The following is a 25,395-nucleotide window of genomic DNA, read 5'->3' as shown; positions in this document are numbered from 1 at the left end:
GAGCCCCACTTTGAAACGAATCTTATTCGGAACCGTTGTCAGCGTCGTCGCCCTCGGATTTTTATTTTCAAAATTGGATCTGAGCGAGTTCGCAAGAATTCGGGAACGTTGGGAACCCATTTATCTCGTTCCATTTTGTCTCTCTTCGATTTGGGGTTTGATCCTTTTTTCCTGGAGATGGTATCTTCTTATGGGAAAACAAATCCGCTTCCGTTATGCGCTCCTTTCCTCCTTTATCGGAGTGGGAGCGAATATGTTTCTTCCCGCGAGAGGCGGAGACATCTTCCGTTTATACTTTTGTAAAAAAGAATCGTCGCTTCAATATCCCACGCTCGTCACGGCGCTTTTTATCGAAAAAGTATTAGATTTTTCTTTTATATTTTCGGCGGGGATCTGCGCTCTGATGTTTTTGGGAATCAAGGACGAAAGCAGCGATTCGTTCCTGATCGTGTCCTCTCTTGTGTTGGCCGGAATTTTTCTCGGTTTGATCGCCGTTCGATTTTTAAACGAGACCATCCTATCGATCCTTGCTTGGACCGCGGGTCTCTTCGGTAAAAAAGAATGGTTCTTACACAAACTTTCGCATTATATCCGCGACCTAGGAAATTTTTTAGTTTTGAAACGATTCCTGCTTCCCGCCCTTCTTACCGCGTTTACTTGGTCGATCGGATACGCTCTCTCTTACGGAATTCTTCTCAAATTGGTCGGAATTGAAATGAGTTACGCCGGAATCGTACTCGTCATGTTTGCCGGTGCGGTCGGTGTGATGGTTCCTTCCGCTCCGTCCGGTGCGGGTGTGTTTCACGCCTCGGTCACATCTTCCTTTGTTCTAATGGGTAAAAAGGCCTCCGAAGGTTTGTTCTATGCGACGACCGTTCATCTCGCGCAATTCATCTTACAGAGTGTCTTTGCGGTGATTCTTTATCTCTATTGGATCGTAGACAGAAGAAAACGCGGTCTCGATAAGGCGGAATTTTCCCTCAAAGAATCCGAAATCATAGAAGTGGAAAGTTCCGAAGAAGAGACTGCGTAGAGTTCGGCCATATCCGAAATTGAATCCGGAAAACGACCGATCGGTAAAGAGGTTGTGTCGATTTTTTCACAAGACGATCGAAAACTTAGGAAATAGAAAAGAAGATCGTTCTAACGAAACTTCGTTGTATCCTTTGGGTTTTAATTTTCAATTCCTGTTTTAATTACGGCGTTATCAAGAGGATAACTCCGATTTCGGATACGAAAGAAACGGAGGTTTGTAGATTCAATCCGCGTCAATTGTCGTATCAAGAATCGACCCTAATACTGGATGCGGAGTTCGACTTCTGCAATGGAGAAAAAATTGCGAAAACGTATTGTTTTCACGATCCGTTTGAAAATTCTTATGAACATAAAGTTTTAGAATTAAAAGATACTTGCGAATTAGAGAAAGATAAAATATTCAAGAAGATTCGGATCATAAAGTCCGTTCTTAAAAGTTATTTTCTCGTTTACGATAAGGAATTACAAAAAAAATATTCGCTTAAATACCATTACCTGGATTTACAAAATTCTTTTTGAAATTTATCTTAAATCGAGATCATTTGTGAAACCACTCACAGAAACGATGACTTGAGCGGCAATCTATAACTTAAAAAATTCGCAACGGATCTTATTCCATTCTACTTTTAAATCCAATGATAAAGATTCAATTGCTAAAAATCTTTAAACCCATAAATATAGCAGAATCTACTAAATTATAAACTTCATAAAATTCATATATTCTATTTTTATAATTATTTCATTCCGTAAAATCCGAACCTGTCGATTTCAGTCTCGATATCCGGAAGACGAAAAGAAGGGAAACAGAAAGAGAATTTCAAGAATAGCCTCAAGAATTTCCGACAGTCGATATCTCCTTGTTTGGACCGGGAAAGTGGATTGCGTTTTGATTCGGAACCGGATAACGGCGCCTCCCTCCCTAAAACCTCGAAGATTTTTTAGCGAAAAAGCAAAATCATTACTAGGGGAAATTGATCAAAACGACAGTATTTTCTAGACATAACATTCAATTTTCCTACACAAGTCTTTAGCCTATTCCCCACACACGTGGGGTTGGATGGGAAACAGGATAGATTTTGATTTAAAGTCCTATCCACTGATTCCTAACAACTATCCACTTGAAACACACACGTGGGTAACGTTATGGCTCTCTATGGATCGCGTTCTATACAACCGGTTTTTTTTGATAGATCGTGTGTCCCAAAAACTTATAACTATCCGAAATTCCGAACAAGGTTTCCGAGTGACCGATCACGAGAAGTCCCCGGTCCTTCAAAACGGTTTCAAAATTTTCGAATATTTTTTTCTGAGTCGGTTTGTCGAAGTAGATGATTACGTTCCTGCAAAACACGCAGTCCATCTTTTCCGGAATCGGATACGGAGTTTCCAAAAGATTGGCCTTTCTAAAATCGATCAGGTCCTTGAGTTGTTGTTTGGCTTGATACGATAATTCTCCCCTTTCCGGGTCCCGATGTTTGGTAAAATATTTATTTTTGAGTTTATCGTCCACGGGTAAAAGACGATCCTCTCTATAAATTCCTTCCTTGGCGGCGTTGATCACGTTCGTATCTATATCGGATGCGTAAATCTTAATGTCCCAACCGGGTTTGTATGCGAAGTATTCGAGACAAGTAATCGCGATCGTATACGGTTCCTCTCCCGTCGAGCAGGCGCTGGACCAAATTCTTAGGATTTTTTTTCCGTTTTTACCGGCCTTCTCTTCCACCGAAGGAAAGAAAGTGGACTTTAAGAATTCGAAGTGATGATTTTCCCGAAAAAAATCCGTTTTGTTCGTAGTGATCCGATTGATCAGTTCCGTGAGTTCGCTGTTGAAAAAACCGTGATCCGCGCGGAGTCTTCCGATATATTCGGAAACGTTTTTTAAACCGAAATGTTTCGCCCTTCCGTTCAACCTGGATTGAACCATGATCTTCTTATGATCCGCGAGAAAAATTCCCGTCTCTTTGTACATTAGAGATTTGACGAATTGAAATTCCTCGTCCGAAATCGTGGTTATCCCGAATTGGCTTTCTGTCATATAATGGAATGGTTTACAAAGAACCTAGTCATCTGTCAAGAGTTACAAGTTTAGGTTTTCAAGATATGAATTAAAAATCGCTTTGTAACTTTTCTCAATTCAAATAATTGAAATCGATCGGAACTTTCTCGTTGAAAACCTTTGATACAATGGGACGGTGTAAAAAATAGAATTCAAACGAAATATTTTTTTGAATCCCTTATGGAACCATTCGAGAAAAACGAATCAGAAAACGAAGACGATTTTTCGGCCCATTGGGAAACCACGGACCCGATGTTGTTATCCATCGTGAAATCCTTTTTGGACGCGAGGGAAATTCATTATTTCGTCGTCGGCGAAGAATTGTTCTTTTTGGGGGGAGCCGCGGTTCCCGCCGTAAATCACACTGCGGTTCTATATTTGGCAAATCGGGATTATCCGATTTTATTGGAGTTTTTGGAAAGAGAGAACCATTGAAGATAGGAATCGTTAAACATTTAAACGCAAGACCGTTAACCTGGGGATTTGAAAAAAATCAAGAACACGAAATCGTACCGGAAAATCCGGCCATTCTGAAAGACTACTTGATAAACGGAGAGATCGATCTGGGTTTGATTTCATCGATCGAATGTATACGTAACCGGGAAGTTCTCAACGCGTATTACGATACGGGAGTATGCGCCCTGGAAAAAGTCAGATCCATTCTTTTTTTTAAGAACAAAAAGGAAAAATATCCTCCCGAATCGATTTGCACGGACAACGGTTCCAAAACGAGCGTGGCCCTAGTCCGCGTTTTGGTACACGAAGAAAGCGGATTGATTCCGGAGGTGGAGCCAACGGATTCGAAACTCATACAGGAAAAAATCGCAAAAGGAGTCGGTTCCCACATGTTATTCGGAGACAACGCTCTATTAGCAAAATGGAATCCTGAATTTTACGAGGTCAAGGACTTGGCTCGGTGGTGGAATCAAATCACCGGACTCGGATTTATTTTTGCGCTTTGGGCGAGTAAAAAACCTTTGAAGGCGGACGATTCTATCTTCATTCAATCTTTGGAATATGGAATTTCTCACATAGACGAAATCATCGCTCACGAAACCAGACTTCCTCCGGTTTTGGTCCGAGAATATCTGACGAAAGAGCTTCACTACAAGGTAACGGAAAAGGATCGGGAAGGATTTATTCTTTTCGGAGAGAAATGCGAAAAGTTAAATCTGCTGTAGAACAAAAATAGCGCTCTTGCCGATTTCCATATATTAGAGTATCATGAATTTTGAAACGAATCCCGATTGCCCATTGCGGTTTATCCATGCCGCGTCCGGTTTCACCGGACCGCGCTCTCAGCTTCGGTCAATAAATTGCGAAAAAAGTAATGAAAAATCAACTTCAAATACAATTTATTGACCACGCATCGATCGCTCGCGGATTTAAAAAACACAACGGTAACAAACAAATGACCCGAAAAAATTCCAAAGAAGAATTCGAATTTCATCATACTCTCCGAGTGCGTTATGCGGAATCGGATCCGCAGGGAATCGTGTTCAACGCGAATTATCTCGTCTACTTCGACGTAACGATCACGGAATACTTTCGATTTCACGGCCTACCTTACGGAGAGTCGGTTTCCACACACGGAATCGACTTTCACGTGGTTCACTGTTCCATTGATTACAAGGCTCCGGCTCATTTTGACGAAGAACTTCAGATCTACGTCAAGGGATCGTATTCGGGCGTTAAGATTTTCTGGGATCTCGCGGTCTTCAAAGAAAACACTTTGATTTGTTCGGGCAATTTGGTCTACGCCGGAGTGGATGTTGTAAATGGTGGTTTGAGAAAGATCGAACCTAACCTCGCTTCCATCTTAAAGTTAAAATCGAAGTCGGAATGAATGTTAGAATTTATTCCCTATTCTTATAAATGGATTTCCCGAACTCTGACTTTGGAAACGGTCAGAACCGCAAATTTCCCATAAAGTTTTGCTCCATGCTGATCGAGAAATTTGAAAAGAGTATTTGTGATCTCCTGAAATTCCTTCGGATGGTATCGCAGTAGAACGATACCGATCGGATCTTCCTTATGAGCAAAAACCCATTCGCCAAAGTCCTTATCTAAAGTGAGAAGAATTGAATTCGATTTCTTGGCGATTTGCAGAATTTCGAAATCGCCATAACTTCGAAAATCTTCGAGGACGGATTGAACCGTAAATCCGGATTCCCTTAATTTTTGAATGATACGAAAATCAACGTTTTCATCCGCAAGAATCTTAACTTGCAATCAAACTTTCTCTGGAAATAACATCGCTCGAATAGGAAAGACAAGCAAGAATATCTTCTTTAGTAATGTTCGGAGTAGCGGCAAGAAGTTCCTCAACCGACATTCCTTCCCCCAACCTTTCCAAGATCAACTCAACCGTGATGCGCGTGCCTTTGATTACCGGCTTACCAAGCATCACACCTGGATCGGAACTCAATCGATTCTTATATTCCATATTTTAAAAGTAGTGTAAATCGACGGTTTGTCAAGATTCATTTTATGACCTTGTCGTATAGGAACGATAACCTTATGTATATTAGGGTCGCCCGAAAAATTAATTTTCTTCTCTTTCTTTTTTAACAAGACAACTGATAACGCCGTTTTGTTAAAAGCGGATACGGAATTTTTCGGGCAACTCTATTGCGGGAAAGTCAATAGATGACCGTGATTCTATAATCCCAGGAATGGTTTCCCGTTTTTTCAATCGTCTCCGCCAAAGGCAAACGATAACTGAGTCTTCCCAGATTGACGTCGCCTCGATTGGATCTGCATACGGATGCGATCGGAAAATTCACCTTAAACAGAATGGAACTTGTACGTAACAATCGAAGTGTCTCGGAATAAATTTTTTTTTCTCCGTCCTTCTTCAAGGTTTCGGGGGCCCTACTGATCGCCGGAATTTCCCTTTTGACGTAGATCGTATTTCCTTTTTTACGGACCTGAACCTTCCCGAGCATCGCGTCTTCGATTTGGGAAAGATCCTGAAATTCCACCTTATAGTAAACCTTCGCTTTTTCCCGAAATAAACTCGGATCGGTTTCCGGTATTATGATCTTTTGATACGTATAATCCTTGAGGGAAACGTTTTTGGAAAAAAAACCCTTGTTCAGTCTCCCTAAAATTTCGTCTTTTTGTGTGGGAAGAAATTTAATCAGGGATTCGTCGGAATTCTTACGCGTCGGAACTACATAAGAAACCTCTAATGTTCCGGAAAAGTCGTGATTGATCGTCAAGGTTTCCTCGTAATCGAAACAATTGGAAACGAATAATAGGATGATTACAAAGGGAAAAAACTTGGAAATCCGGCCGTAAAAGGGGCTCATGCATCAAATCTGAGACGCAAAAGGATTCCGTCAACGAAAAGAGATTACGAGCTTTTTCGCAAGGGCTCGAATGAAGGCGCCAATCTCCGGACGATCCCTAACAACTATCCGAGTAACTTGGAAATGGTGGAAAGAATTCCCTCTTTGATTTTAGTCGCAAACCCGGGCTCTGAACGAAGTCCGTGTTTTTTCAAAAAGGATTCCACGTATTGAAAGACGTCGTCTTCCGCGCGATCGCCCATCACGAGACAGGCGTGACCGTAGTCTTCGGAAGATCCGTTCGCTTTGGAGACGACCCTGAATTCCTTTTTTCGGGAACCTGCGTTTTCGTAAACGGCTCGGACCGCTTCCGGAGTCGCGATGACGTCCTTCTCACCCGCGATAAAAAGAGAAGGAACGGAAATTTTTTTTTGAAGTCGGATGTAATCGTACAATCCGTTGAGCGAATACATACTTTTCGTTTCGATCCAGTGCATAAACTGTTCGATAACCCCGTCGGAAACGTTTTCGACCGCATTCTTCATGATCTTCTTCACCGTTTTGGAAGAGGTCACTTTCGGGTTGTATAATATTTCGTCGATCGGAGTATAAAGTTCTCCCGCGAGAGGCGCAAGAATCGAAGCTCCGAATTTCAGATCCAACATTCTCCGAGCGCGGGGAAATCGGGAAAGAAGTCCGATCAGAGTGATTCCGATATGATTCAGATTTCCGGGACCGCCTAACGATACGAAGGCGGCGATGTCCTTCGTATCGTTTTTATCTTCGGACATGCAAAAATGGGAATATAAAATCATCGCTCCCATGGAATGCCCCACGTACGAAATACGATCGGAACCGGAGATCGTTTTCACTTTTTCGATCATCGCGGGGATGTCGTATTTTACGATGTCGTCGAACGTAAAGTCCTCGTAACGAGTCGGACTTTCGTGATAAGAACGACCGCAACCTCTCAGGGAAACCGCAAATACGTCGTAACCTCTGAGTTTCAGATAATAGGGAAGAGAATGCCTTCGATCCAAATCGACCACGAACTTGTTCGTTCCGATTCCGTGAACGACCAACACCGGCGCAAGTTGCGGATTCGGTTGGGGAGGAATATGTCTGTGAAGGGCGAGATTCCATCCGTCCTTCGTTTTCGCAAAATGGACTTCGTCCGCGATGTCCTCTTGTCCGTATAATTTTCCGATCCAATTCAAAAGAAGAGGATGGATGAGAAGTATTAAGATCAAAACTCCCGTGAAAATAAAAGCGAGTGTGGATGCGAACAACGCGAACAAAAGAAGTATGAGAAACGTAGTCGCTAAGTAGAAAGGGCTTCTACGATTCTTGAGGATGGCGATCACAGAATTAAAAATAACCGAAATTTCGAAATGTCAAGAAATAGAAGCTGCTTGCCCGAAAAATCCAGGAAAAGATTCTGGTTCAGAGATTTCGTCATGTCTCAAACTCCGGAATACAAACTCTACACTTCGCCCAACGGTTGGTACTCCATGGTGGTTCCGGCACATTGGGTTCATCTGGTCATCGAAGGAATTCCCGCTTTTTTCGAAGAAAACGGAAGCGGCGCTCTTCAAGTCTACGCCTTTGAAAATAAATCCGGAAGTTACGATCTCAGAGAAGAATTGAAAAGATATCTCAAAACGCACGAGATCGATTTCGAAGAGGACAAGATCGCCGCTTTCGAAAACGAGGAAGGAAGCAGGATCATGGCCTGCGAATTCGTGAAAGAGGATCGTTTCTGGATGGTTTATATGATCTCCAATCAAAAGAGGATGACCCTCCTTACGTATAACGGCGACGAAATGCCTCCGAGTTATCTCGTAGGCGAACTCACCACGGTCATAAGCTCCATTCGATTTTCATAATATATCTTCAAGTTCGGAATAATACATTCGTCCGGCGTTTCGATTTTGAACGTTTATCGAGGCAATATTTTTCGCGTGAAATCTTTTTTCGATTTGATTAAAATCGGGCCTTGATTTCCATTCTCCCATCATGAATTCAAACCGTAAATTTTCGGATAAACTTCGTTATCACTTCGACAACTTCATGTCCCGAGGAGGCGGCTCGGTTTTTGCGGCCCTCATACTTTTGTTCCTAATCGCTTTCGTATCTCTTTCCATTCTCCGCCTATCGGGGGGACTGATTTTCCCGGACGAATCGATTCAAGGTAAGGGAGAATTTTTGTGGAGAGTGTTTCTGCAAATTTCAGACGCGGGGGCCGTCGCCGAAGACGGAGAATCGAACTGGTTCAACAAATTTTCGGGAATCCTGACCGTGTTTCTGGGACTCGTTCTATTTTCAAGTTTAGTGGCCTTTATCACGAACCAATTCGATCAAAAAATCCAGGAGCTGAGAAAGGGAAAAAGCGACGTATTAGAAAAAGATCATACGATTATACTCGGGTTCGGAGTCAGGGTGTTGGAAATCCTGAAAGAGCTGATCGAGGCGAATTCCTCGGAGTCGAGGGCCGTCGTAACTGTACTTTCGGAGGAGGACAAGGAGTTTATGGACGATTATTTTTCGGAAAATCTGAAAGTCAGAAAATCGACGAAAATCATCACACGTTCCGGAACTCCCTCGAGTCTTCATTCGCTCAGAAAAGTAAACGCGAGCGAGGCTAAGTCCGTTCTGGTTTTAAACTCCTCCGGGGGCGAGGATTCCAAAGAAGGCAGAAACGTAGGGGATTCGAAAGTTTTAAAATCACTCATGGCGTTAGTCGCCGTTTGCCGTGATCGGGAACTTCCTCCGATCGTCGCGGAACTCCACAACGAGGAAAATCGAATGATCGCCCAGGAACTTTCCTCCTCGATTCAGGTGATGGACGAAAGGAATATTCTCGCAAAACTTCTCGTTCAAACTTCCAGAACATCGGGACTTGCGGTCGTGTATTCCAATCTCGTCGGTTTTGAAGGAGACGAAGTTTATTTTTACAAACCTCCTTCCGGTTGGAAGGGCCTCGATTTTAAGGAGATTTCATTTCGGTTTAACGAATCGATTCCCTTGGGATTCAGAAAAGAGAACGGAGAAATCATTCTCAATCCTTCTTCGGATTACGTTCCGAGCGACGGGGAAAACGCGGTGTTGCTCGCGGAGGACGATTCCAAAATTCGTTTTTCCGAAACCGCCGTTGGGAGTCCGAGGGATTTTCCGCTTCCGGACATAAAAAGATCCGTTCCGATCGACAAACAGCTCATCGTAGGTTGGAATTCCAAGAGCCCTCTCATCGTGGAAGAATACGCTAAGTTTGTTTCTCCGGGTTCGACCATCGACATCCTCGTTAAACAGATCGAGGAGGAATTCAAGGCCACGGTTGTACGTCTCAAGAAAAAATATCCGGCGATAACGTTACGCGCCTTTCAAGCGGATCTTTCCCAAGAATCCTCGATGAAACGACTTGAACCCGAATCCTACGACTCCGTGATCTTTTTGGCCGAGGAAAAGGAAAATATCGAGGAAGTGGACGCGCAAACGATTTCTCTTCTTCTCAGATTCAGACAATATTTCAGACGATATGCGCTGAAAACCGGGAATCAACCTTCTACGCAGTTGATTACGGAAATCATGAATTCCGAAAATACCGAAATCGTTTTGGAAACAGGCGTGAAGGATTTTCTCATCTCCAATCAGTTCGTTTCCAAGATGATGGCGCAGGTCTCGCAAGAACCGGACGTTATGCGCGTTTACGAAGATCTTTTTAGCCCTGAAGGAAGCGAAATCTATCTTAAACCCGCTTCGCTTTATTTCGAAACCCTGCCCCAGACTCTGAGTTTTGCGGATTGTGTAGGCGCCGCTCTAAAACGGGGAGAAACTTGTTTCGGAATCAGAATGTCTTCCGAAGAAAAGGACGAAAAAAAAGGATACGGAGTTTATCTGATTCCTTCCAAGGATGTCGAGTTTTCCATCAGCTCGGAGGACAATTTGATCGTGTTGGCGGAAGACCAGACTTAATCGGAAAGGGCGTCGTTCAAATATTCGAGAAACGGTCGCAGAATTTTATAAGACTCGATCGTATTCTTGATCAAATTCTTAGACAACAGATCCTCGTCCTTAAGTTTTTTTTCGACGATATAACTCGTATATTGAATCCATTCCAAATCGGGATGATCCTTGGAAAAACCCTTCGGGGCCGTTTTCAATTTCATATCCGAAAGTCCGCCGAACTCTTTGACGAATTTTTTTTCCTGAACGATCTTTTTTAGAAAATTAGAATTTTCTAAAATACTCTCCCGAACCTTTTTTAACACGGGAGAATCGGGCATATAAAGCCCGCCCGCCAAAAAGGATTCTCCTCCCGGTTGAACGTGAAAGTAAAAAAGAGGTTTCCTCAAATCCTTTCCGGTGGGACCGATACTCGCGCCGAAATTGGTTTTGTAGGGTTCTTTATTTTTGGAAAAACGAACGTCTCTGTAGATTCTAAAGATACATTTTTTCGGATCGACTCCGGCCAGGGACGGTTCTATTTTCGCCAGTCCGATGACCAGTTCGGTGATTAAGTTTTCGAAGTCCGCCTTGGCCTCAAGGAATCGATCCTTATTCTTTTCCAACCAAGGTTTGTTGTTGTTTTTCGCTAATTTTTTAAGGAAGTCAAGAGTGGACGGATGTAACATGGGAAAACCTTTTGCAAAAGAAAGGTTTCACTTTCGTTTAAGTCAAGTCCAAAATGAATCGACGACTCCGGGTAAACCAACTTCAAGTATTAAAAAATTCCATCTCCGATTTGAGTTTGCCCGCTTGTTCGTTCAACTTTACGGCCAGTTCGTCGATCCGGATCACAACGTCGTTGAGAAAATCTGTCGTTTCGGAGATGGCGACGATCGTTTTCGAAAATTCTTCGGAAGTTCGAGCTTGTTCTTGGGTATGATTGCTGATTTCATCGGAGGAAAAAGAAAGCTCCGTAAACGCGGACCTCACTTGTTCGCTTGCGACCAATTGAGAATCGGATAATAAGGTCACCTCGGAAACACGATCCAGTGTGACTCCGACGGTATCGCCGATACGTTGAAAAACCGTCTGGGTGGATTCGATCACTTCCCTTCCGCTTTTGGTCGCGCTCAACGCTTCCGCAATCGCGGCCGTAATTCTTTTTGCGTTTTCTTGAGTCTGTTCTCCGAGTTTTGCGATCTCCTGAGCCACAACCGCAAAACCCTTCCCCGCTTCCCCGGCTCTTGCGGCTTCGATGGACGCGTTCAAAGAAAGCAAACCGATTCGATCCGTAATTTCCTTGATCACGTTCATGGTCGCGCCCATCTTCGCAGTACTCCCTTCGATGGCTTCCATCGCTTTCTGAGTTCCTTTCAGAGCCTCTTCGCCGCTTTTGGTTTCGCCTTTCATTCGATCCGCATCGCCCTTGGTTTCCAAAAGAGCCGTATGAACCCGACGAATTCTATCTTCCAACTCCGCAAGGGAAGTCTGCGCCTTTTTCGCGATCTGAGTCTGACTTTCCGCGCGAGAAGCGGTGGAATGAATCGAAGCCGCAATTTCTTCGACGGAAGAACTCATCTCCTCCGAAGACGCCGCTTGATTTTGCATCTTTGCGGACAATTCCCTCGTATTTTCTCCGAGAGTTTTAGAACTTTCCGAAAGTTTATCCGCTTCCCGAGTCACTCTCTTAACGATAATACGAAGTCGCTTAACAAATTCGTTAAGCGCCCTGCTGTTGGAACCCAACTCGTCGCTGGAAACGGTGGGAAGAATATGAGTCAGATTTCCGTCGGACATCTCCGCGAAAATTTGAATCATGTTTTTGGAATTTCTTCGGATCGTGGAAGAAAGTTGAAACGAAGCGATTCCGACCGCAATCAACATGAACGTCAAAGTAAGGATCAAAGGAATCGTGACGTCGCCGAGTTGGATCCAACCGGACGTTTCTTCGAACAGAAGATAACCCAAGATGATAATCGGAAGTACGGCGATCGCCGAGATCGTGCTGAAAATTCTAGTATGAACTCCCACGGTTTTTATTTTTTCGGAATCCGTTTGAACCTCGTTCAGACGATCGGATTCCAAAAGATCCACGAACGTGGATTCCGTTAAAAAGAAATGAGAAACGCCTAAGATCGGATAGATGATCGCCGGCAGAAACGCAAAAGGAACGGATTCGATCGTTTTCGGCACGAAGAATAAGTGCATGATTCTCCAAGCGGCAAAAATTCCGTAACACCACTGGATCACGTAAAACCAAGTGTTATAAAGCGGAAAATTGAGAATTTTCGTTTTAATCTCGGATCTTTCCTTGGAGTCCAATAGAAACCAATTTTTATCTTCCAAGTTTCTAAAAAGTTTTCCGAGTATCGTAAACCGAACGGAAGGAACCACAAACGAAGTGGTCAAAGAAATTGTGGAAGAAACGATCAATGCGATCGACTGATCGAAGTCGTAACCTCCCGCCGAAATTACGAACAAAACCGCCAATGGAACGGCCAAAATCGAAGTCAGCAATTCCAAACCGACCGTTAACTTCCATCGTAACTTCCGAGATTCCAGTTGATTCATAGTGTTACTCTATTTTTACAATCGAAAGTCAATCGTTTGAACGGGAGCCGTTTCCATCCACAAATTATCGGCCGAACCTTTTTTTTTCCGCTAATGCGAAAGAAAAGAATCATCCGAAAATTATTTTTTCACTTTCGTCTCCTCAAATTACGGAATTCCGACACGGAGTTTTCAAATAGATCCCTAAAAGGCCAAAGTCTATCGCCGACGAACCCATATTCTCGATTTCCGTTGGGACAACGCTCACGCCGCTTCTTTTTTCTCTTCCGTAAACTTCAAATCCCGACCGAAATTTTTCAAAGAGTTCATAGTTTGTAAATACAACCTTTTAATTACGGAATGGTTCCAGCCGAACCAGCGGGAAATTTCTTCGTAAGTATAGATCTTTTCGACTCTCAAAAGTTTTTTCCTGAGTTTTCGTTTGGCCTTGGAGGAAAAAAACGCGGCGTTTTTCCGTTTGGAAAAAAGCATTTGATGAGAGATTTCCATTCTTTCCAAAACGGCCAGTTCCCGACGCCGGACCGCAAATCTTTTTTCCATTCTTTCCTTTAGAAAATCCGGAACCGAATTTCCGGACGCATAGAGAATACTTTTTAAAAGTAAAATCTCCTTTCTTTCGAGAAACAAATTGTGTTTGAGTTTAAAGATCAAAACTCCTCTCGGATCCAAGGCGCCCAGTTGTTCCCGTAGGAGAATTCTAAACGGACATCGCTCGGCGTTATAATCGGGTTCGTAGACGACAGAACCGGCTAAACCGTCGGGCTCTAAAAAGACGGGTTCCGTCTTTAGGGATTTGATTTCCTTCTTCCATTGATTTAATACGAGATTTCTAAAAAAAACGATCGCGTACGCCGTAAAATTTTCGAATTTTCGGGTCTCGTAGATTTCCGAAAAATATTCAATTTTTTGAATGAACTTGAGCAGAACTTCGTTTCGTCCGTCCTCGCTCAGGGAATATTTGCCCGCCGTGATTCTACGAATCCAAAAGTCCGCCTGTTCTACCAAAGCTTTCGAATCGCCTAAATTTTTGTATTCTAAATAAGAATTTATGAATATACGATCCTGTTCCGTTTTTTGTTCCATGATCGAAAAATCCGTTTCGATACTTTATCATCCAAGTTTTTTATAGAAATCCCAATTCTCCGATCGATCAAAATCCGGAGGTATAAATCCAAATTTTAGATTTTTTTTGATTGGAAAACGGATTGGGAGCGATACACTTTTTGCGAAGAGAAACAACATGCAAAGATTCATCAAAAAAATTTTAGTCCCCGTGGACGGTTCGGAAAGTTCCAAAAAAGCCCTGGAAATGGGAATCGCGATCGCAAAAGCGGCAAACGCAAGCCTTACGATTTTGGAAGTCGTCGAAGAGTTCGGTCCTCTTCCCGGTTATTACGAAAAGGCTCCCGAAGGCAAGGACAGAGTGAAATGGATTTCGGAACAAAGATTCGAAAAGATTCATTCTCCTTTGGACGAATCCCCCGATATCCAATGGGATCGTCTGGTCCTGGAAGGTTATCCGGCCGACAAGATCGTCGAAACGGCTACAAAAGGAAATTATGATATGATTGTAATCGGTTCGAGAGGTCTTTCCGCAGTCGGAAGATTTTTAGTGGGTTCGGTTTCGGATCGAATCGTCCATCACGCAACCTGTTCGGTCACGGTCGTACGATAACGTCAGTCTTGCGATATTACGCGGGCAAGACCCCGGGATTCAATTCTGGTCCCGGTAAAAGTGTCACTCCGGGAAGATTTTTCCAATCGGGATGATCTCCGATATGTCTGTATCTATGTTCCCATACGATTCGATCCCGAACCACAAGAAACGCTCCTGGCATCTGAAACGTATTACTTCCCGGGATTCCGTAAAAATGTCCTTTGAGAGTGGCTCTCGCGGTTCCGATCAATACTTCGGGACCCGCCAGTTGAAGGAGGTTTGCGTTTTGTAATCCTAGGTCCCGATAAAATTCGGTTTTAGAATCGGAGACGACACAGGCGTCTTCCCAAACTCCTTCAAAAAATTTTTCGCTGTCTTTCAAATTTCCGGGGAAAAAAAATAAGATCGACGGAAAGGAAAGACAGGTTTCGAAAATTTCCTTCAGATCGGAAATCGCTTCCCGACTGAAAATACAACCCGAATGTCTTAAAAAAACCAAAAGGCTGAGACGAGGAGGTAAACAAGGGAGAATGGTCTTGTTCCTCAGATGAATTCCGACCGCTTCTCTCGTTTCGAAACTTTCCGGAAGAAACTCCATACCTCCAGTATGCCTCCTTAAATTCCTTTGTAAATCGATTGATTTCTTCGTTTTCGAAAAATTAACTGCAAGCATGGAACTACTCACGCTCGATAAAGTCGTCGCAATTCTGACCCTAACACTCATGGAAATCGTTCTTGGAATCGATAATATCGTATTTCTATCCATTGTTTCCGGTAAACTACCCAAAAATCGACAGAATCAGGCAAGAAACCTCGGCCTCACGCTCGCCCTCGGTTTTAGAATCGGTTTGTTGTTTGCGGTCAGTTGGATCGCTTCTTTAACGGCCCCTCTCATCACGATCGTGGGTTTCGAAATCTCGGGCAGGGATTTGATTATGCTCGGGGGAGGACTTTTTTTGATCGCAAAAAGTACGAGTGAGATTCACGGTAAGGTGGAAGGAATCGAAGAGGATCAGCCCAAAAAACAAAAAATTTCTTTCTGGGGAGTGATCGTTCAACTGATTATTTTGGACGTCATTTTTTCCGTGGATTCGATCGTAACCGCGGTCGGGCTTTCGGGTCAGTTTCAGGTGATGGTGGCGGCGGTGATACTTTCGATGATCGTAATGCTCATTTTTTCCGGAACGGTAAGCGATTTTATCAACGAACATCCCACCATGAAAGTGTTGGCTCTTTCGTTTTTGATCATGATCGGAGCGATGTTATTTGCGGACGGACTTCACTTCCACATACCGAAAGGATACGTGTATTTTTCCATGGCCTTTTCCCTCGGAGTGGAACTGGTTAATATGAAAATCCGAAAGGCGCACACTAAGAGACGCTGATTCCCGCTTTGGAATTCCAAAAAGACCATTGCAATCGATACAAGGGCGCGAATGCTTTTTTAGGCCGATTTTTCCTCAATTCGCTTAACAAATCCCCGTTCCAAAATCGGTATTCCTGAAAAGCCGCTTGTGCGGCTCGGACGCTCAGAAGATCCAAGGCCTTGGAAGGATTGGGATTTTTTTCCAACTTTTTCAACTCTTGAAACCATTCCTTTTCCAAGGCTGCGATCCGAGGTTGTACGAGTTTTTTTGCGTCGGGATAAAAACGTTGGATCTCCCTATAAAACTTTTCGTGAGTCCACCAAAGGGAAATATCCGCCCTCGCTCCCGGTTGTTCGAAATTCTTTTTCAAGAAACTCGTTCCCGGAAAACCGACGGGAAGAAAAAAAGAGACGGAAGGAATCGAAGCGCCCGTAAACCAAAAACGATTTTGGGAGAGTTTCGGTTTTAACTCGGCGATCAAAGAAGCGGTCGTACCGTTAGGCGTAATCGGCCCGGTCGCGTGAAGGCAAACCGAACCCATATCGGAGGAAGAAGGATAAAAATCCTCGATTTGGAGCGGTTCCCCTTCCGTTCTAAGGATCTCCGCCGCCGCGTGTACATCTAAATTCCCTTTTTTGAATGTACCCATCGCCTTGGTTTTTGCCCTTCTTACCCTACACTTGCTGAAAAAAGTAAAAAAAGAATCCGAAAACGCATTACAAAAAGAGAATGTTTCTCCCTTTTTTGTCCAACCCTTTTCGAGGGCAAACTCGATCGCTCCCGGATGAATCGCGTCGTAATCGTTTTCCAGAGTGAGCCCGTTGGAAATCGAATAAAAACCTTCGATCTTTTTCCAGGCCCAGAACTTGCCCGCGGTTTCCAACACGAAAGCATTTTGAAAATCGGCGATCAAAAAACTATTATGATAATAAAAGGAAGAATTCGTATAACCGCCGCAAGCGTCTTGACCGAAACGTTCCAAGAGTTGCAGAATCGTTTCTCTTGCCGTCTCAGCGTCCTTACTTCTTTCCAAAGCGAGACGTAACAAATCCATTCCGGTCAAACCTTGATTCTTTTTTTCAAAAGGGATTTTCGTAAAGACCGCTTCGTTTCCGATCACAACCCCGGAAGCGTTGGCCCCCATCTCCGCTCCCCACATCTGAAAGGGTTTTGAGAGAACGACTTCCTGAGTTTGTTTCACACCCGGAACCTGAATGTAAGTACAAAGAGTTGCCGATTCTCCGGAACGGGCAGGAACTCTCAAAAGAGCTTGAGCCTCGTTGGGTTCCCTGTCCGAATTCTTTCCGAAAATCATCGAACCGGTTCCCGTAAAAGACGGCGTGGCGACGAACGTATCACACATGATACGTTGAAATTCTTCGTTTGGAATCGTTTGACAAGCGGTTTTTATACGGGGCACAATAGACGGAAGAGCGCGAACGGAAACCGTGTTTTTGTTTGAAGTATGACAAAATTCTCCGACGTCTCGATTTCATATCTTCTGGAATCGATCGTGAAACAAAGTCGATTCCCGGTACGATAACGGCGACGGAACTTTTTTTCGTTTTTGAAAATAAGCAAAAATAATAAATTCTAAATTGTTTATATATAAAATGATCAATAAAATCGTTATCTTAATCATAATCGTTTCCCTTGAAAGCTGCGTTACATTTATGACCTTACCTACTTGGACGGAAAAGGGAGGATGTCCTATTTATAGCGGAGTCCGAGCGGGTTGTGACGGAAAATCAAAACCTATTTCCTCTTTAGAATTTGCCATAACGTATTACTTAAGCCTCCCTTTTACTTTTGTTGCGGACACAATATTGTTGCCGGTATCGATTCCCTTCGGTTTTGGAAATACCGTTTATTACGGCATTAAAGATTGGAGAGCTAATAGAAAGGCCGCCGAAATCTATGAACACAAGTTCCCGCTGCATTATGCCGCAGAATTCAATCAAAAAGAAAAAGTAAAAGTTCTTTTAAAACAGGGAGCGAACTTCAACGCTCCGGATTCAAATGGTCGGACTCCGATCGACGCCGCGATCAACGGGAAAAATTATGAAGTTGCGGTTATTTTATTGGAATACGGCGCGCGTCTCGAAGAACCGAATATGGAATTTTTTGAATATTTAACGGAACAACGCAACTATAAAAAAATTGAAACGATCTCCGAACATCGACCGAATATAAAAAATGATTTTTTGTTTTTTGCGGTGACGACCGGAAATTCGACGTTAGTGAACGATTTGATTCGTATCAATGCGAACGTAAATTACATTCGCCGCTATCCTATTTTAGTATGGGCTTACATAACCGGAAACTTCGATATTATTAAAACGTTAGTGGAGAAGGGAGCGGACGTAAATATTCATTACGAGGATAGTGGAGAAATTTCAACGCCTTTCTTTAGAATTGTATGCGATTATCGAAATCAGAAACTACCGGAGAATCTTGAACGAATCCGATTTCTTTTAAAGAACGGCGCAAAGGTCGGCAATCTTAAAAAGGATAAAGAGGAAGCGATCGTATTGTATGAAGATCTGCTCGGATCGCCCTCTAATGACATCCCTATTTTATTATTGGAAAACGGTTTAAACGCAAACGAAAAAGGATATAACGGTAAAAACCTTTTGCAAGCCCCAATCGATAAAGGTGATATAAAGGTAATAAAGTATTTAAACGAACACGGAGCGCCGATAAAAAAATTAGACAAATCCTACCGCACCTCGTCTTTTTTATCCGCAATCCGCGAACAACGAATAGAAACGGTAAAATGGTTTTTAGACACGAATAACGCGGATGTTAAATCGATTCGAGACGTTGCATTATATTCCTCTAATATGGAAATTACGAAACTCCTCGTCGAAAAAGGGGCTGAAATAAATGCAAAAAGAAGAAACAAAGGTTATACGAACGACGGTTTCACCTTTTTAGCAAACGCCGTATGGAATAATCAACCGGATATCGTCGAATACCTGGTTTCAAAAAACGCAGACATTTACGAATTGAACGACAACAAAGAGACGTTGCTCTTTTTTATCACCGAACATAAAAATACGAATATGGCAAAATATTTAATCGGAAAAGGTCTGGACGTAAACGCAAAAAATTCAAAAGGAGAAACCGTCATCCTAAAATCATTTTCTCCTTTTGAAGATACCTGCAGTCTGAACCCTAACCTAGAATTGGTTCGACTTCTCATTGATCATCATGCGGATTTGAACGCGCAGGATTATGCGGGACATGCAGCCATACATTGTGCGGCCGTTATAGGCAGCATTGACGCCCTACGATTTCTCTTAAGAAACGGAGCAAATATAAACTTAAGAGACAAAGCGGGTTTGTCAGCCTTGGATTACGCGGAACGATATAATCATACTTTAGTTCGATATTATTTAAAGCTGAACGGCGCCGAATAATCCCCAAAAAGAATTCTTTAAAACGACTTTTTGAATTTTGTTATAATCTTTTCCCTTTGCACGACCGTGTCCACTAATTCGAAGGAAGTTCAATATCAAAATCGGGAATAAAACGGCGAAGGTGTTCGGTTTCCTCCGCCGTAATCGTGAATTGATGTAAAAAACTTTCTCCTAGTTTCCACTCTTTTTCTCCGTGATAAAATACGAAATGCACAGACTCGCCGCCGCATGTAGGAACCAACGCGCGCCTCCGACAACATTCATATGTATTTTCTAAAATCAGCTGAACGGTATTCTTATTTTGATAATTCCAATGCGCATTCTGCCTGTAAGCCGGATTCTGTCCTCCCCGCGAGGAGATGGATGATCATTTATCTTGCCCCGAAAGTTACCGATCGGAGTCCTTGCTCTCTACCCGCAGCCCTGCGGAAACGGCAAAAAGGCTGCCTATTTGAGATTGCACCCGGGAGGGTTTACCGTTCCCGATCTCTCTCGAAATCGGAGGTGGGCTCTTACCCCACCATTTCACCCTTACCCGTCGAATTTCTTCAACGGGCGGTATCCTTTCTGTTGCACTTTCCATACTCGTTTCCCTGAAATTTCTCTCAGGGTTAGAATTCCGGGGATTGCCCGGTCCCGTGTTTCCCGGTGTCCGGACTTTCCTCACCCTTTTGTTTGCAAAAGTAGCGCGATCATCCGGCAGAATGCTTACTTTCGACTATTTTGGAAAGGCCCAATCAAAACGAGAAAAAAAGAAAGATTCTTTAGAAATTTTGGCACGGCCCTTGCATATATCTATACAAGAACACTGGAGTTGAGGTGATAAGATGAACAAGTTTGCGACAATTGCCCTCTTTTTAAGCATTTTTACAGGGCTTTATGCAACTCCAGAAGCCGAAAAGGTTGCAGATGAGCTTAATAAGTTTAAGCCTGAGAATGAAATCCAACTTGCAAACAAGCTGAGCGCCTTAGGGAGTCTCAAACAAAAGGTAAGGGACTACGGTTCTGCCATCGATCTTTACGACCAATCTCTGATCATTCGCGAAAAGATGGGAGAAAAAGAATCTTCCGGCTACGCTCTGGTTCTCTATCTCAAGTCCATTTCGGAGTTCCGTCAAGGAAAGTCCTGCCAAGCGCTTGAGAACATCAAAAACGTAATTTCCATCTATCAGAAAATCGGGGACATCGATTCTGCTTTGAACGCGGAAGAAGAGGCTTATAAAAAGTATCAAGAAGCTTGTTCCATCCACATGGAGAATGTTGCAAACGCGCAGTAATCCTTTTGTGAATTCATCCCATCTCTAGTTCTAACTGACTTGACCCGCCCCGAAAGGGCGGGATTTTTTTGATTTGACTCTTCCTCTTTCAAGGCTAACCTGAAATTCCGGATCTTGGAACTCCTCTATCCTTTTCAATTTATCCGGTACAAAAACAATTCGGAGCCGCCTATGAAAATAAATTATAATTGGAAAAACGTCGATCATTCTAAAGCCGCCGAAAAATACGCCGACAGTAAATTGGATCGAGTTTCAAAATATCTTCATGCGGTTCAGTCTTTCGAAATTTCTTTCGAAATGATCCATGGAGAAGTCACCGCAAATCTGAATTTGCACGGTGACGGCAACAAATTCAACGCACAAAATTCAAACAAGGATATCTACGCTTGTATCGACGGATTGGAAGATAAGATCGTCAAACAAGTCAGCAAACATCACGATAAAAAAGCGAACCACTGATCCGAATTTTACAAATATCCCGTCCGGTGGAATTCTCCGCCGGATTCTTAAGTTAAGAATCAATCCTAAATGTCCTTTTCCAGAAAACTCGAAGAAGCAAATCAATATCTATCGGACGGAGATTTTGATAAGGCAAAAAAGGTTTTCGATTCGCTTCTCGGAGAAAGTCCGGAACATCCGGACACGATCGCCGGTTATTTTATTGCATCCTACTGGGACAATCGTTTGGATCGAATTCACAATACGAAGGAAGGAAGAGAAAGAAGTCACCTTCTCGTTCAATATTTTTCCGAATTTCAAAACGCGTTCGAACTGAGAAAATTTACCGGCACTTCTTCCTTTCGCGCCGTTTCGGAATCGGTTTTATCCGAAGCGGTCGATCAACTGAAAATCTCGGTTCAAAGGGAAGGCATTCACTTTCAAGATCCGTCCGCGTTGTTGAGTCTTATACGGGAACTCATTCGTTTCAGAGATTACCGAAACGCACTTGAAATTTTAAATTATTCTTCCTCCGTGGAAAGAAATTCTCCCGAGTTTCTTTACTTGAGAGCGGAATCCCTTTTTCAAACCGGCGAAGAAAGAAGGGCTCTCGTTCTCTTTCGGGAAGCCTTTTTAAAAGATCCCTCCGCGGCCCCGCTCGCGGTTTTGAAATCGGAACCGATTTTCTCTTGGATCGAAAAACTAAAAGATTCCTATCAGGAGGAATCGGATCTGAAAGAAGTTCTTCCGGTCGTTTTGACGGAACGGGGAGTTTTCGAAGAAACCGGAAATTATTCCGAAAAGGATATATTAGGATATTATCAAAATCTAATTCGTTTGAAAGATACCCTGAACTCCAGAAAGGATCTCTACGACTTTAAGATTCGTTGCAGGATCCTACAACACGCTTGTTTCCTTTTGGACGTTTACAAAGGTATGCAATACGGCGAAATCTATCAAGAATCCAAGAAAATCCTGGATTCCGTGGACCCCGGTTTTTTTCAAAGACGCCAAGAAGGAATTAAGGGTTAATTGTTTCCCTGCGTTTGTTCCAGTATTCTATCCAATTCTTCCGCAATTCTTAATTCCCCTCTTTCGGAAAAATATTTCCGAAGAGAATGGATCGTTTTTCTGGATTCCGCAGTGGAAGGAATTTGTTTAAGAAGAGCCTTATCCAATTCAAATTGAAACTTACCGGAAGAAGGAATGTCCTGAAAGTTTCCCGCTGGAGATTGCCCGAACACGGTACCGGATCTTTCCGATGGATTCGATCTATCGGAACTCCGATTATAAGTTACGAATACGATCGTAAATACCAAGATGAACGAAAAGGAAAGTTGCAGACCTCGATTGCCGAGAATACTTTCCCTCATTTTTTCCCACCCTTTTTCAGGCTCCGGTCGAACCGACTTGAGTTGATTTTTCAATCGGATCGAAAATTCATCGCCCAAGTTAATACTACGCAACTCTTTGTCCCTGAGTTCGGACATCGTTTTTATAAGCGAATTTTCAATTTTAAGCAAATCTCCGTCTTCCTTTCGCAGGAAAAGCGGTATTTTAAATTTTGACTGCAATCTTTCCATCTTTTTTACCTAAAGTATCCTTCACCCTTTCCGTCTTGTAAAATCAAATGTTTCAAAAATTCTTTCGCCTTAAAGAGTCTGCTCTTTACGGTCCCCACGTTGGTTCCCAGAACTTCGGCGATCTGCGCGTAGGACATCTCTTCGAAGTATCTGAGTTCGATTACCTCTTTGTAGAGATCTTCCAACCCGTTGATTTTGCTAATTAGATAGTTGGATTCGTCACTAAGTTCAATTTTTTTTTCGAATCCCAATCTTTCGTCCGTTACCTGATATTCCTTATCGTCCATGGAATTTTCTTTAGCTCGTTTCCGTTTCGCTAACATGTCCTTGGATTTATTGACTACGATCCGATAAAGCCAAGTATAAACTCCCGATTCCGCGCGAAAGTTACGTATGGATCTGTATCCGGAAATGAGCGCGTCTTGAACGATGTCCTCCGCGTCGTCTCCGTCCTTTACCATCGAGACTGCTTTACGAAAGAGTCTTTCTCGAAACGGACTAACGAGTTGAATGTAAGCTTCGTCGTCCCCTTCCTTGATTTTTTTAAGAAGGCCGATTTCGATCTCTCTTAAGGTCGGTTTTTTAGGAATGATTTGTTTCTGTTCCATTCTTGTAGAAGATGAATCCATGATTCAAGAATCGCGAAGGAATCGGATATGGCAATCCGGAAACTTGGGATAGGTGACTTACGTCAGGGATCTTGCAGAGAAAGATTGATCAAAACCAAGGATTCCGTCAAAATCATAGGCATCCGAAATCTGAGACCGTATACGAATCTTATCTTATGATCGATCGTTTCCGAACCGACCCATACGATGTCGCCCTCGAATTCGAGACGTTTTCCCGATTTCTTTTCTATTACGGAACCGTGTACGGGTTCCGCTACGTTCAAATCCTCCCCGCTTAAGATGAGACAGATTCCGGTTTCCGAAATGTTGCCGAGTTTTGCATGAAGTGTGATCAAACCGAATTCGATTTGTATGATATAGTCGACGTAAATACCCGGATAGTACCGATGACTCCTTGGTTGTTCGTCTGGATTGCCGGACATATCCGATCAGAGTCGAAGCGGAACGAATGTTTGTCCAGAAGGATTTTATTTCGATTCTTTGCGGATCGAGATTCTTTCCGGCACAATTCGCATTAACAGAATCAAGCGGATTTTTCGACGTTGCCGACCCGAGCGCTTGTACACGAAGGAATTGGCACGGAGTTTGTGTGAACCTTGAAAAAGACTTACAAACCGAACTTACAAAGTAATGTGTCGAAGGCCGAACGGAGCCGCGAGGACGAACGACGCGAAAAAACGTTGTTAGGCGACGTAAGGCTTTGGCCCCAACTTTTCGGCCACTTTGATTACTCTATCATCGAAACTATAAAACGAGAAATTTGAAGTCTATAACTTATTTTTTAAGCATGCAGCCGTTGCGATATGAACCCGTCTAAAAGTAGACAATCGGAAATTTGTTTTTTTATCGTTACAATGGATTCAATGTTTTCATCAACTTCAACTACATTACATTCGGAAAGAAGCTCCTTTCGCGTTTTCTCTTGTTTTGTTTAGATATCCAACTGCGCAAAGATCATTATTTTTATACCACTGCGGTCGTTTTTTTCAATCGATAATTTTTCGATTCATTCTTAAACTTATATTAACGTGAGTTCCATATAACAATACGAAGGCGGTCATATGTTGCGATCCATAGAGAATATATGAGGCACCTATTTCAGTGGGCACTTTCTGAACTCGGTGAAACGCTCTCCGAACTCAATCTCGCTCTCTGAATGCCGCCCCATAGGAAGGCATTCACTGAGTTTCTACGGATCGCGAGATAGCTCAGGCCTGGCAAGGCCGGATTCGCCCAAACTTTTTTACGTCGAATTCGCGTTAGTGTTGATCACTGACTAAAGCGGCAGTGCACACCTGCCTCCTCCATCCGGACACTGATTTACCGAGGCGCCGGTCGGATATCCTCCCGTACCTCTTCTGTCCTCGCCTTCTCCGGTGCAATTTCTGTTAGCGATTATGAAGTCAAAAGTATTGTGGTAAACCTCGCTTAACTGTACGGTTATCAATACTGTCAGAGTCCTATCCGGTGTTTCCAGTCTATTCATTACCTGGAGCGGATCTGTGGTAGGCGTTACAAATTGTCTGAAGAAGTCCAATGGCCTCGAACGCAAGGCCGTCGGAATTACCACTATCCCTTGAGAAGTCCTAAGAATCGGAACTGCATGTCCCGTCAAAGTTCCATCCGGCCTATTACGTCCCAATATCCCTAACCAAACGCTTCCGGGAGGAGAATTTATCAGTGTGTTGATGTGAGATCGTATCGCGGACCGAGTGATGAATTCATTGGAAGGAGTCCAGTTGTACTGAGGCAACATAGTCCTAGCCGATGCCAATCCTAACAGTCTGGATGTGTTACCGTCGAGACCATATATTCTAGGTACGTCTGTCAGCAACATGTCCAATAGCGGATAACGTTGTCCGAACGAGATAAAAGGATCCGTATCCGGAGCCGTATCAAAGAAATAACCTCCACTCTGAAGAGGTCCTTGCGAATGATGCTCCTGAAGCTCCGCTATCATCTGAAAACTATGAAGCAGACAGATACCGCATATCCCATGTAGCGGAGTCGCAGTTGTTGCCGAAACCGCTATGTCATAAAGCCTTCGAATCCAAGCATCGCTTAGTTGAAAGTCGGGCGGTAAGGTCCTTTTTTCTCTTTTATACGCATGACTTTCCTT

26 protein-coding genes, 1 other RNA gene and 1 pseudogene are annotated in these 25,395 nt (G+C 43.2%); 12 read left to right on the top strand and 16 right to left on the bottom strand.

Going from position 1 to position 25,395, the window contains the following annotated elements; genetic code table 11:
- Window positions 1-10: 10 nt before the first annotated feature.
- Window positions 11-1,033, top strand: a complete 1,023-nt coding sequence (locus LEP1GSC194_RS19105; RefSeq protein ID WP_020775157.1) for a lysylphosphatidylglycerol synthase transmembrane domain-containing protein — start codon at window positions 11-13, stop codon at window positions 1,031-1,033.
- 1,167 nt (window positions 1,034-2,200) lie between these two features.
- Here LEP1GSC194_RS19105 and LEP1GSC194_RS19095 read toward each other — a convergent pair.
- Window positions 2,201-3,073: a CheR family methyltransferase gene (locus tag LEP1GSC194_RS19095; RefSeq protein ID WP_020775202.1), complete on the bottom strand. Its 873-nt coding sequence runs from the start codon at window positions 3,071-3,073 to the stop codon at window positions 2,201-2,203.
- Window positions 3,074-3,274: 201 nt separating this feature from the next.
- On the opposite strand from LEP1GSC194_RS19095, the gene LEP1GSC194_RS19090 reads away from it, so the two are divergent.
- The 3 genes from LEP1GSC194_RS19090 (at window position 3,275) to LEP1GSC194_RS19080 (ending at window position 4,940) form a co-directional block, all read left to right on the top strand.
- Entirely contained in the window at window positions 3,275-3,529 is a 255-nt protein-coding gene (locus tag LEP1GSC194_RS19090) for a hypothetical protein (protein ID WP_036043819.1), read from the top strand.
- Entirely contained in the window at window positions 3,526-4,275 is a 750-nt protein-coding gene (locus tag LEP1GSC194_RS19085) for a menaquinone biosynthetic enzyme MqnA/MqnD family protein (protein ID WP_020775194.1), read from the top strand. The genes LEP1GSC194_RS19090 and LEP1GSC194_RS19085 overlap by 4 nt, the downstream gene beginning before the upstream one ends.
- Before the next feature lie 230 nt (window positions 4,276-4,505).
- Window positions 4,506-4,940: an acyl-CoA thioesterase gene (locus tag LEP1GSC194_RS19080; RefSeq protein ID WP_036043817.1), complete on the top strand. Its 435-nt coding sequence runs from the start codon at window positions 4,506-4,508 to the stop codon at window positions 4,938-4,940.
- A gap of 23 nt (window positions 4,941-4,963) precedes the next feature.
- Here the strand turns inward: LEP1GSC194_RS19080 and LEP1GSC194_RS19075 are convergent, their stop codons facing one another.
- From LEP1GSC194_RS19075 to LEP1GSC194_RS19060, 4 genes are all read right to left on the bottom strand, one after another.
- The gene (locus LEP1GSC194_RS19075) at window positions 4,964-5,326 is read right to left on the bottom strand and encodes a DUF5615 family PIN-like protein (protein WP_020775130.1); all 363 of its coding nucleotides are present in this window, start codon (window positions 5,324-5,326) and stop codon (window positions 4,964-4,966) included.
- Window positions 5,316-5,540, bottom strand: coding sequence for a DUF433 domain-containing protein (locus LEP1GSC194_RS19070; RefSeq protein ID WP_017807799.1), 225 nt, complete (start codon window positions 5,538-5,540; stop codon window positions 5,316-5,318). Before LEP1GSC194_RS19070 ends, LEP1GSC194_RS19075 begins: the two co-directional genes overlap by 11 nt.
- A gap of 196 nt (window positions 5,541-5,736) precedes the next feature.
- On the bottom strand, window positions 5,737-6,408 hold the full coding sequence (locus LEP1GSC194_RS19065; protein WP_020775128.1) for an LIC11874 family lipoprotein: 672 nt from the start codon (window positions 6,406-6,408) through the stop codon (window positions 5,737-5,739).
- A 104-nt stretch (window positions 6,409-6,512) separates the two neighbouring features.
- Window positions 6,513-7,751: an alpha/beta hydrolase gene (locus LEP1GSC194_RS19060; RefSeq protein ID WP_020775115.1), complete on the bottom strand. Its 1,239-nt coding sequence runs from the start codon at window positions 7,749-7,751 to the stop codon at window positions 6,513-6,515.
- Here LEP1GSC194_RS19060 and LEP1GSC194_RS19055 point away from each other — a divergent pair.
- Window positions 7,735-8,273, top strand: a pseudogene (locus LEP1GSC194_RS19055) (hypothetical protein). The gene LEP1GSC194_RS19060 and the pseudogene LEP1GSC194_RS19055 overlap by 17 nt on opposite strands.
- Window positions 8,274-8,403: 130 nt before the next feature.
- Window positions 8,404-10,359: a CASTOR/POLLUX-related putative ion channel gene (locus LEP1GSC194_RS19050; RefSeq protein ID WP_020775156.1), complete on the top strand. Its 1,956-nt coding sequence runs from the start codon at window positions 8,404-8,406 to the stop codon at window positions 10,357-10,359.
- Here LEP1GSC194_RS19050 and LEP1GSC194_RS19045 read toward each other — a convergent pair.
- The 3 genes from LEP1GSC194_RS19045 to LEP1GSC194_RS19035 form a co-directional block, all read right to left on the bottom strand.
- A complete protein-coding gene (locus LEP1GSC194_RS19045) occupies window positions 10,356-11,018 on the bottom strand; it encodes a DUF2461 domain-containing protein (RefSeq protein ID WP_020775141.1) in 663 nt (220 codons plus the stop codon). The two genes, LEP1GSC194_RS19050 and LEP1GSC194_RS19045, sit on opposite strands and share 4 nt — an antisense overlap.
- An 82-nt stretch (window positions 11,019-11,100) precedes the next feature.
- On the bottom strand, window positions 11,101-12,903 hold the full coding sequence (locus LEP1GSC194_RS19040) for a methyl-accepting chemotaxis protein (protein ID WP_020775190.1): 1,803 nt from the start codon (window positions 12,901-12,903) through the stop codon (window positions 11,101-11,103).
- Window positions 12,904-13,146: 243 nt separating this feature from the next.
- Window positions 13,147-13,986, bottom strand: a complete 840-nt coding sequence (locus tag LEP1GSC194_RS19035; RefSeq protein ID WP_020775162.1) for a hypothetical protein — start codon at window positions 13,984-13,986, stop codon at window positions 13,147-13,149.
- Window positions 13,987-14,143: 157 nt separating this feature from the next.
- Here LEP1GSC194_RS19035 and LEP1GSC194_RS19030 point away from each other — a divergent pair, with 157 nt between their 5' ends.
- Window positions 14,144-14,578 (top strand): universal stress protein, encoded by a 435-nt coding sequence (locus LEP1GSC194_RS19030; RefSeq protein ID WP_003003031.1) that lies wholly within the window; start codon window positions 14,144-14,146, stop codon window positions 14,576-14,578.
- A gap of 16 nt (window positions 14,579-14,594) precedes the next feature.
- Here LEP1GSC194_RS19030 and LEP1GSC194_RS19025 read toward each other — a convergent pair whose 3' ends face one another.
- Window positions 14,595-15,158, bottom strand: a complete 564-nt coding sequence (locus LEP1GSC194_RS19025; protein ID WP_020775139.1) for a SelL-related redox protein — start codon at window positions 15,156-15,158, stop codon at window positions 14,595-14,597.
- A gap of 73 nt (window positions 15,159-15,231) precedes the next feature.
- On the opposite strand from LEP1GSC194_RS19025, the gene LEP1GSC194_RS19020 reads away from it, so the two are divergent.
- Window positions 15,232-15,945, top strand: coding sequence for a TerC family protein (locus LEP1GSC194_RS19020; RefSeq protein ID WP_036043804.1), 714 nt, complete (start codon window positions 15,232-15,234; stop codon window positions 15,943-15,945).
- Here the strand turns inward: LEP1GSC194_RS19020 and LEP1GSC194_RS19015 are convergent.
- A complete protein-coding gene (locus tag LEP1GSC194_RS19015; protein ID WP_020775168.1) occupies window positions 15,932-17,290 on the bottom strand; it encodes a peptidase C69 family protein in 1,359 nt (452 codons plus the stop codon). The two genes, LEP1GSC194_RS19020 and LEP1GSC194_RS19015, sit on opposite strands and share 14 nt — an antisense overlap.
- A 250-nt stretch (window positions 17,291-17,540) precedes the next feature.
- Here LEP1GSC194_RS19015 and LEP1GSC194_RS19010 point away from each other — a divergent pair, with 250 nt between their 5' ends.
- On the top strand, window positions 17,541-19,349 hold the full coding sequence (locus LEP1GSC194_RS19010) for an ankyrin repeat domain-containing protein (RefSeq protein ID WP_036043802.1): 1,809 nt from the start codon (window positions 17,541-17,543) through the stop codon (window positions 19,347-19,349).
- A 73-nt stretch (window positions 19,350-19,422) separates the two neighbouring features.
- On the opposite strand, the gene LEP1GSC194_RS23695 is transcribed toward LEP1GSC194_RS19010, so the two are convergent.
- Window positions 19,423-19,563: an Rpn family recombination-promoting nuclease/putative transposase gene (locus tag LEP1GSC194_RS23695; RefSeq protein ID WP_020775165.1), complete on the bottom strand. Its 141-nt coding sequence runs from the start codon at window positions 19,561-19,563 to the stop codon at window positions 19,423-19,425.
- Between the two features lie 99 nt (window positions 19,564-19,662).
- Window positions 19,663-20,057, bottom strand: an RNA gene (rnpB, locus tag LEP1GSC194_RS20910) — RNase P RNA component class A.
- A 119-nt stretch (window positions 20,058-20,176) separates the two neighbouring features.
- Between rnpB and LEP1GSC194_RS19000 the strand changes: the two genes are divergently transcribed.
- The 3 genes from LEP1GSC194_RS19000 to LEP1GSC194_RS18990 all read left to right on the top strand — a co-directional run bounded on the left by LEP1GSC194_RS19000 (window position 20,177) and on the right by LEP1GSC194_RS18990 (window position 22,096).
- Window positions 20,177-20,626 carry a tetratricopeptide repeat protein gene (locus LEP1GSC194_RS19000; protein WP_020775132.1) on the top strand — a complete coding sequence of 150 codons (450 nt, stop codon included), beginning with the start codon at window positions 20,177-20,179 and terminating at the stop codon, window positions 20,624-20,626.
- Window positions 20,627-20,797: 171 nt separating this feature from the next.
- Window positions 20,798-21,085, top strand: a complete 288-nt coding sequence (hpf, locus tag LEP1GSC194_RS18995) for a ribosome hibernation-promoting factor, HPF/YfiA family (protein ID WP_003003050.1) — start codon at window positions 20,798-20,800, stop codon at window positions 21,083-21,085.
- A gap of 69 nt (window positions 21,086-21,154) precedes the next feature.
- Window positions 21,155-22,096 carry a tetratricopeptide repeat protein gene (locus tag LEP1GSC194_RS18990; protein ID WP_017808198.1) on the top strand — a complete coding sequence of 314 codons (942 nt, stop codon included), beginning with the start codon at window positions 21,155-21,157 and terminating at the stop codon, window positions 22,094-22,096.
- On the opposite strand, the gene LEP1GSC194_RS18985 is transcribed toward LEP1GSC194_RS18990, so the two are convergent.
- From LEP1GSC194_RS18985 to LEP1GSC194_RS18965, 4 genes are all read right to left on the bottom strand, one after another.
- Window positions 22,093-22,647 carry an LIMLP_12425 family protein gene (locus tag LEP1GSC194_RS18985; protein ID WP_020775154.1) on the bottom strand — a complete coding sequence of 185 codons (555 nt, stop codon included), beginning with the start codon at window positions 22,645-22,647 and terminating at the stop codon, window positions 22,093-22,095. The two genes, LEP1GSC194_RS18990 and LEP1GSC194_RS18985, sit on opposite strands and share 4 nt — an antisense overlap.
- Before the next feature lie 5 nt (window positions 22,648-22,652).
- Window positions 22,653-23,276, bottom strand: a complete 624-nt coding sequence (locus LEP1GSC194_RS18980; protein WP_020775192.1) for an RNA polymerase sigma factor — start codon at window positions 23,274-23,276, stop codon at window positions 22,653-22,655.
- A 62-nt stretch (window positions 23,277-23,338) separates the two neighbouring features.
- The gene (locus LEP1GSC194_RS18975; RefSeq protein WP_017808422.1) at window positions 23,339-23,698 is read right to left on the bottom strand and encodes a PilZ domain-containing protein; all 360 of its coding nucleotides are present in this window, start codon (window positions 23,696-23,698) and stop codon (window positions 23,339-23,341) included.
- 854 nt (window positions 23,699-24,552) lie between these two features.
- The coding region (locus LEP1GSC194_RS18965) for a DUF1561 family protein (RefSeq protein ID WP_020775114.1) at window positions 24,553-25,395 on the bottom strand (843 nt) is incomplete at its 5' end.

Source organism: Leptospira alstonii serovar Sichuan str. 79601 (genome assembly GCF_000347175.1).
Lineage (GTDB): Bacteria > Spirochaetota > Leptospiria > Leptospirales > Leptospiraceae > Leptospira > Leptospira alstonii.
This window is presented reverse-complemented; position numbering and strand designations above follow the sequence as displayed.

What these genes read in the sequence shown, in the direction of transcription:
- LEP1GSC194_RS19095 (WP_020775202.1), bottom strand. Translation starts at nt 3,073, where the DNA reads ATGACAGAAAGCCAATTCGGGATAACCACGATTTCGGACGAGGAATTT.
- LEP1GSC194_RS19090 (WP_036043819.1), top strand. Translation starts at nt 3,275, where the DNA reads ATGGAACCATTCGAGAAAAACGAATCAGAAAACGAAGACGATTTTTCG.
- LEP1GSC194_RS19080 (WP_036043817.1), top strand. Translation starts at nt 4,506, where the DNA reads ATGACCCGAAAAAATTCCAAAGAAGAATTCGAATTTCATCATACTCTC.
- LEP1GSC194_RS19070 (WP_017807799.1), bottom strand. Translation starts at nt 5,540, where the DNA reads ATGGAATATAAGAATCGATTGAGTTCCGATCCAGGTGTGATGCTTGGT.
- LEP1GSC194_RS19065 (WP_020775128.1), bottom strand. Translation starts at nt 6,408, where the DNA reads ATGAGCCCCTTTTACGGCCGGATTTCCAAGTTTTTTCCCTTTGTAATC.
- LEP1GSC194_RS19050 (WP_020775156.1), top strand. Translation starts at nt 8,404, where the DNA reads ATGAATTCAAACCGTAAATTTTCGGATAAACTTCGTTATCACTTCGAC.
- LEP1GSC194_RS19045 (WP_020775141.1), bottom strand. Translation starts at nt 11,018, where the DNA reads ATGTTACATCCGTCCACTCTTGACTTCCTTAAAAAATTAGCGAAAAAC.
- LEP1GSC194_RS19040 (WP_020775190.1), bottom strand. Translation starts at nt 12,903, where the DNA reads ATGAATCAACTGGAATCTCGGAAGTTACGATGGAAGTTAACGGTCGGT.
- LEP1GSC194_RS19035 (WP_020775162.1), bottom strand. Translation starts at nt 13,986, where the DNA reads ATGGAACAAAAAACGGAACAGGATCGTATATTCATAAATTCTTATTTA.
- LEP1GSC194_RS19030 (WP_003003031.1), top strand. Translation starts at nt 14,144, where the DNA reads ATGCAAAGATTCATCAAAAAAATTTTAGTCCCCGTGGACGGTTCGGAA.
- LEP1GSC194_RS19025 (WP_020775139.1), bottom strand. Translation starts at nt 15,158, where the DNA reads ATGGAGTTTCTTCCGGAAAGTTTCGAAACGAGAGAAGCGGTCGGAATT.
- LEP1GSC194_RS19020 (WP_036043804.1), top strand. Translation starts at nt 15,232, where the DNA reads ATGGAACTACTCACGCTCGATAAAGTCGTCGCAATTCTGACCCTAACA.
- LEP1GSC194_RS19015 (WP_020775168.1), bottom strand. Translation starts at nt 17,290, where the DNA reads ATGTGTGATACGTTCGTCGCCACGCCGTCTTTTACGGGAACCGGTTCG.
- LEP1GSC194_RS19010 (WP_036043802.1), top strand. Translation starts at nt 17,541, where the DNA reads ATGATCAATAAAATCGTTATCTTAATCATAATCGTTTCCCTTGAAAGC.
- LEP1GSC194_RS19000 (WP_020775132.1), top strand. Translation starts at nt 20,177, where the DNA reads ATGAACAAGTTTGCGACAATTGCCCTCTTTTTAAGCATTTTTACAGGG.
- hpf (WP_003003050.1), top strand. Translation starts at nt 20,798, where the DNA reads ATGAAAATAAATTATAATTGGAAAAACGTCGATCATTCTAAAGCCGCC.
- LEP1GSC194_RS18990 (WP_017808198.1), top strand. Translation starts at nt 21,155, where the DNA reads ATGTCCTTTTCCAGAAAACTCGAAGAAGCAAATCAATATCTATCGGAC.
- LEP1GSC194_RS18985 (WP_020775154.1), bottom strand. Translation starts at nt 22,647, where the DNA reads ATGGAAAGATTGCAGTCAAAATTTAAAATACCGCTTTTCCTGCGAAAG.
- LEP1GSC194_RS18980 (WP_020775192.1), bottom strand. Translation starts at nt 23,276, where the DNA reads ATGGATTCATCTTCTACAAGAATGGAACAGAAACAAATCATTCCTAAA.
- LEP1GSC194_RS18975 (WP_017808422.1), bottom strand. Translation starts at nt 23,698, where the DNA reads ATGTCCGGCAATCCAGACGAACAACCAAGGAGTCATCGGTACTATCCG.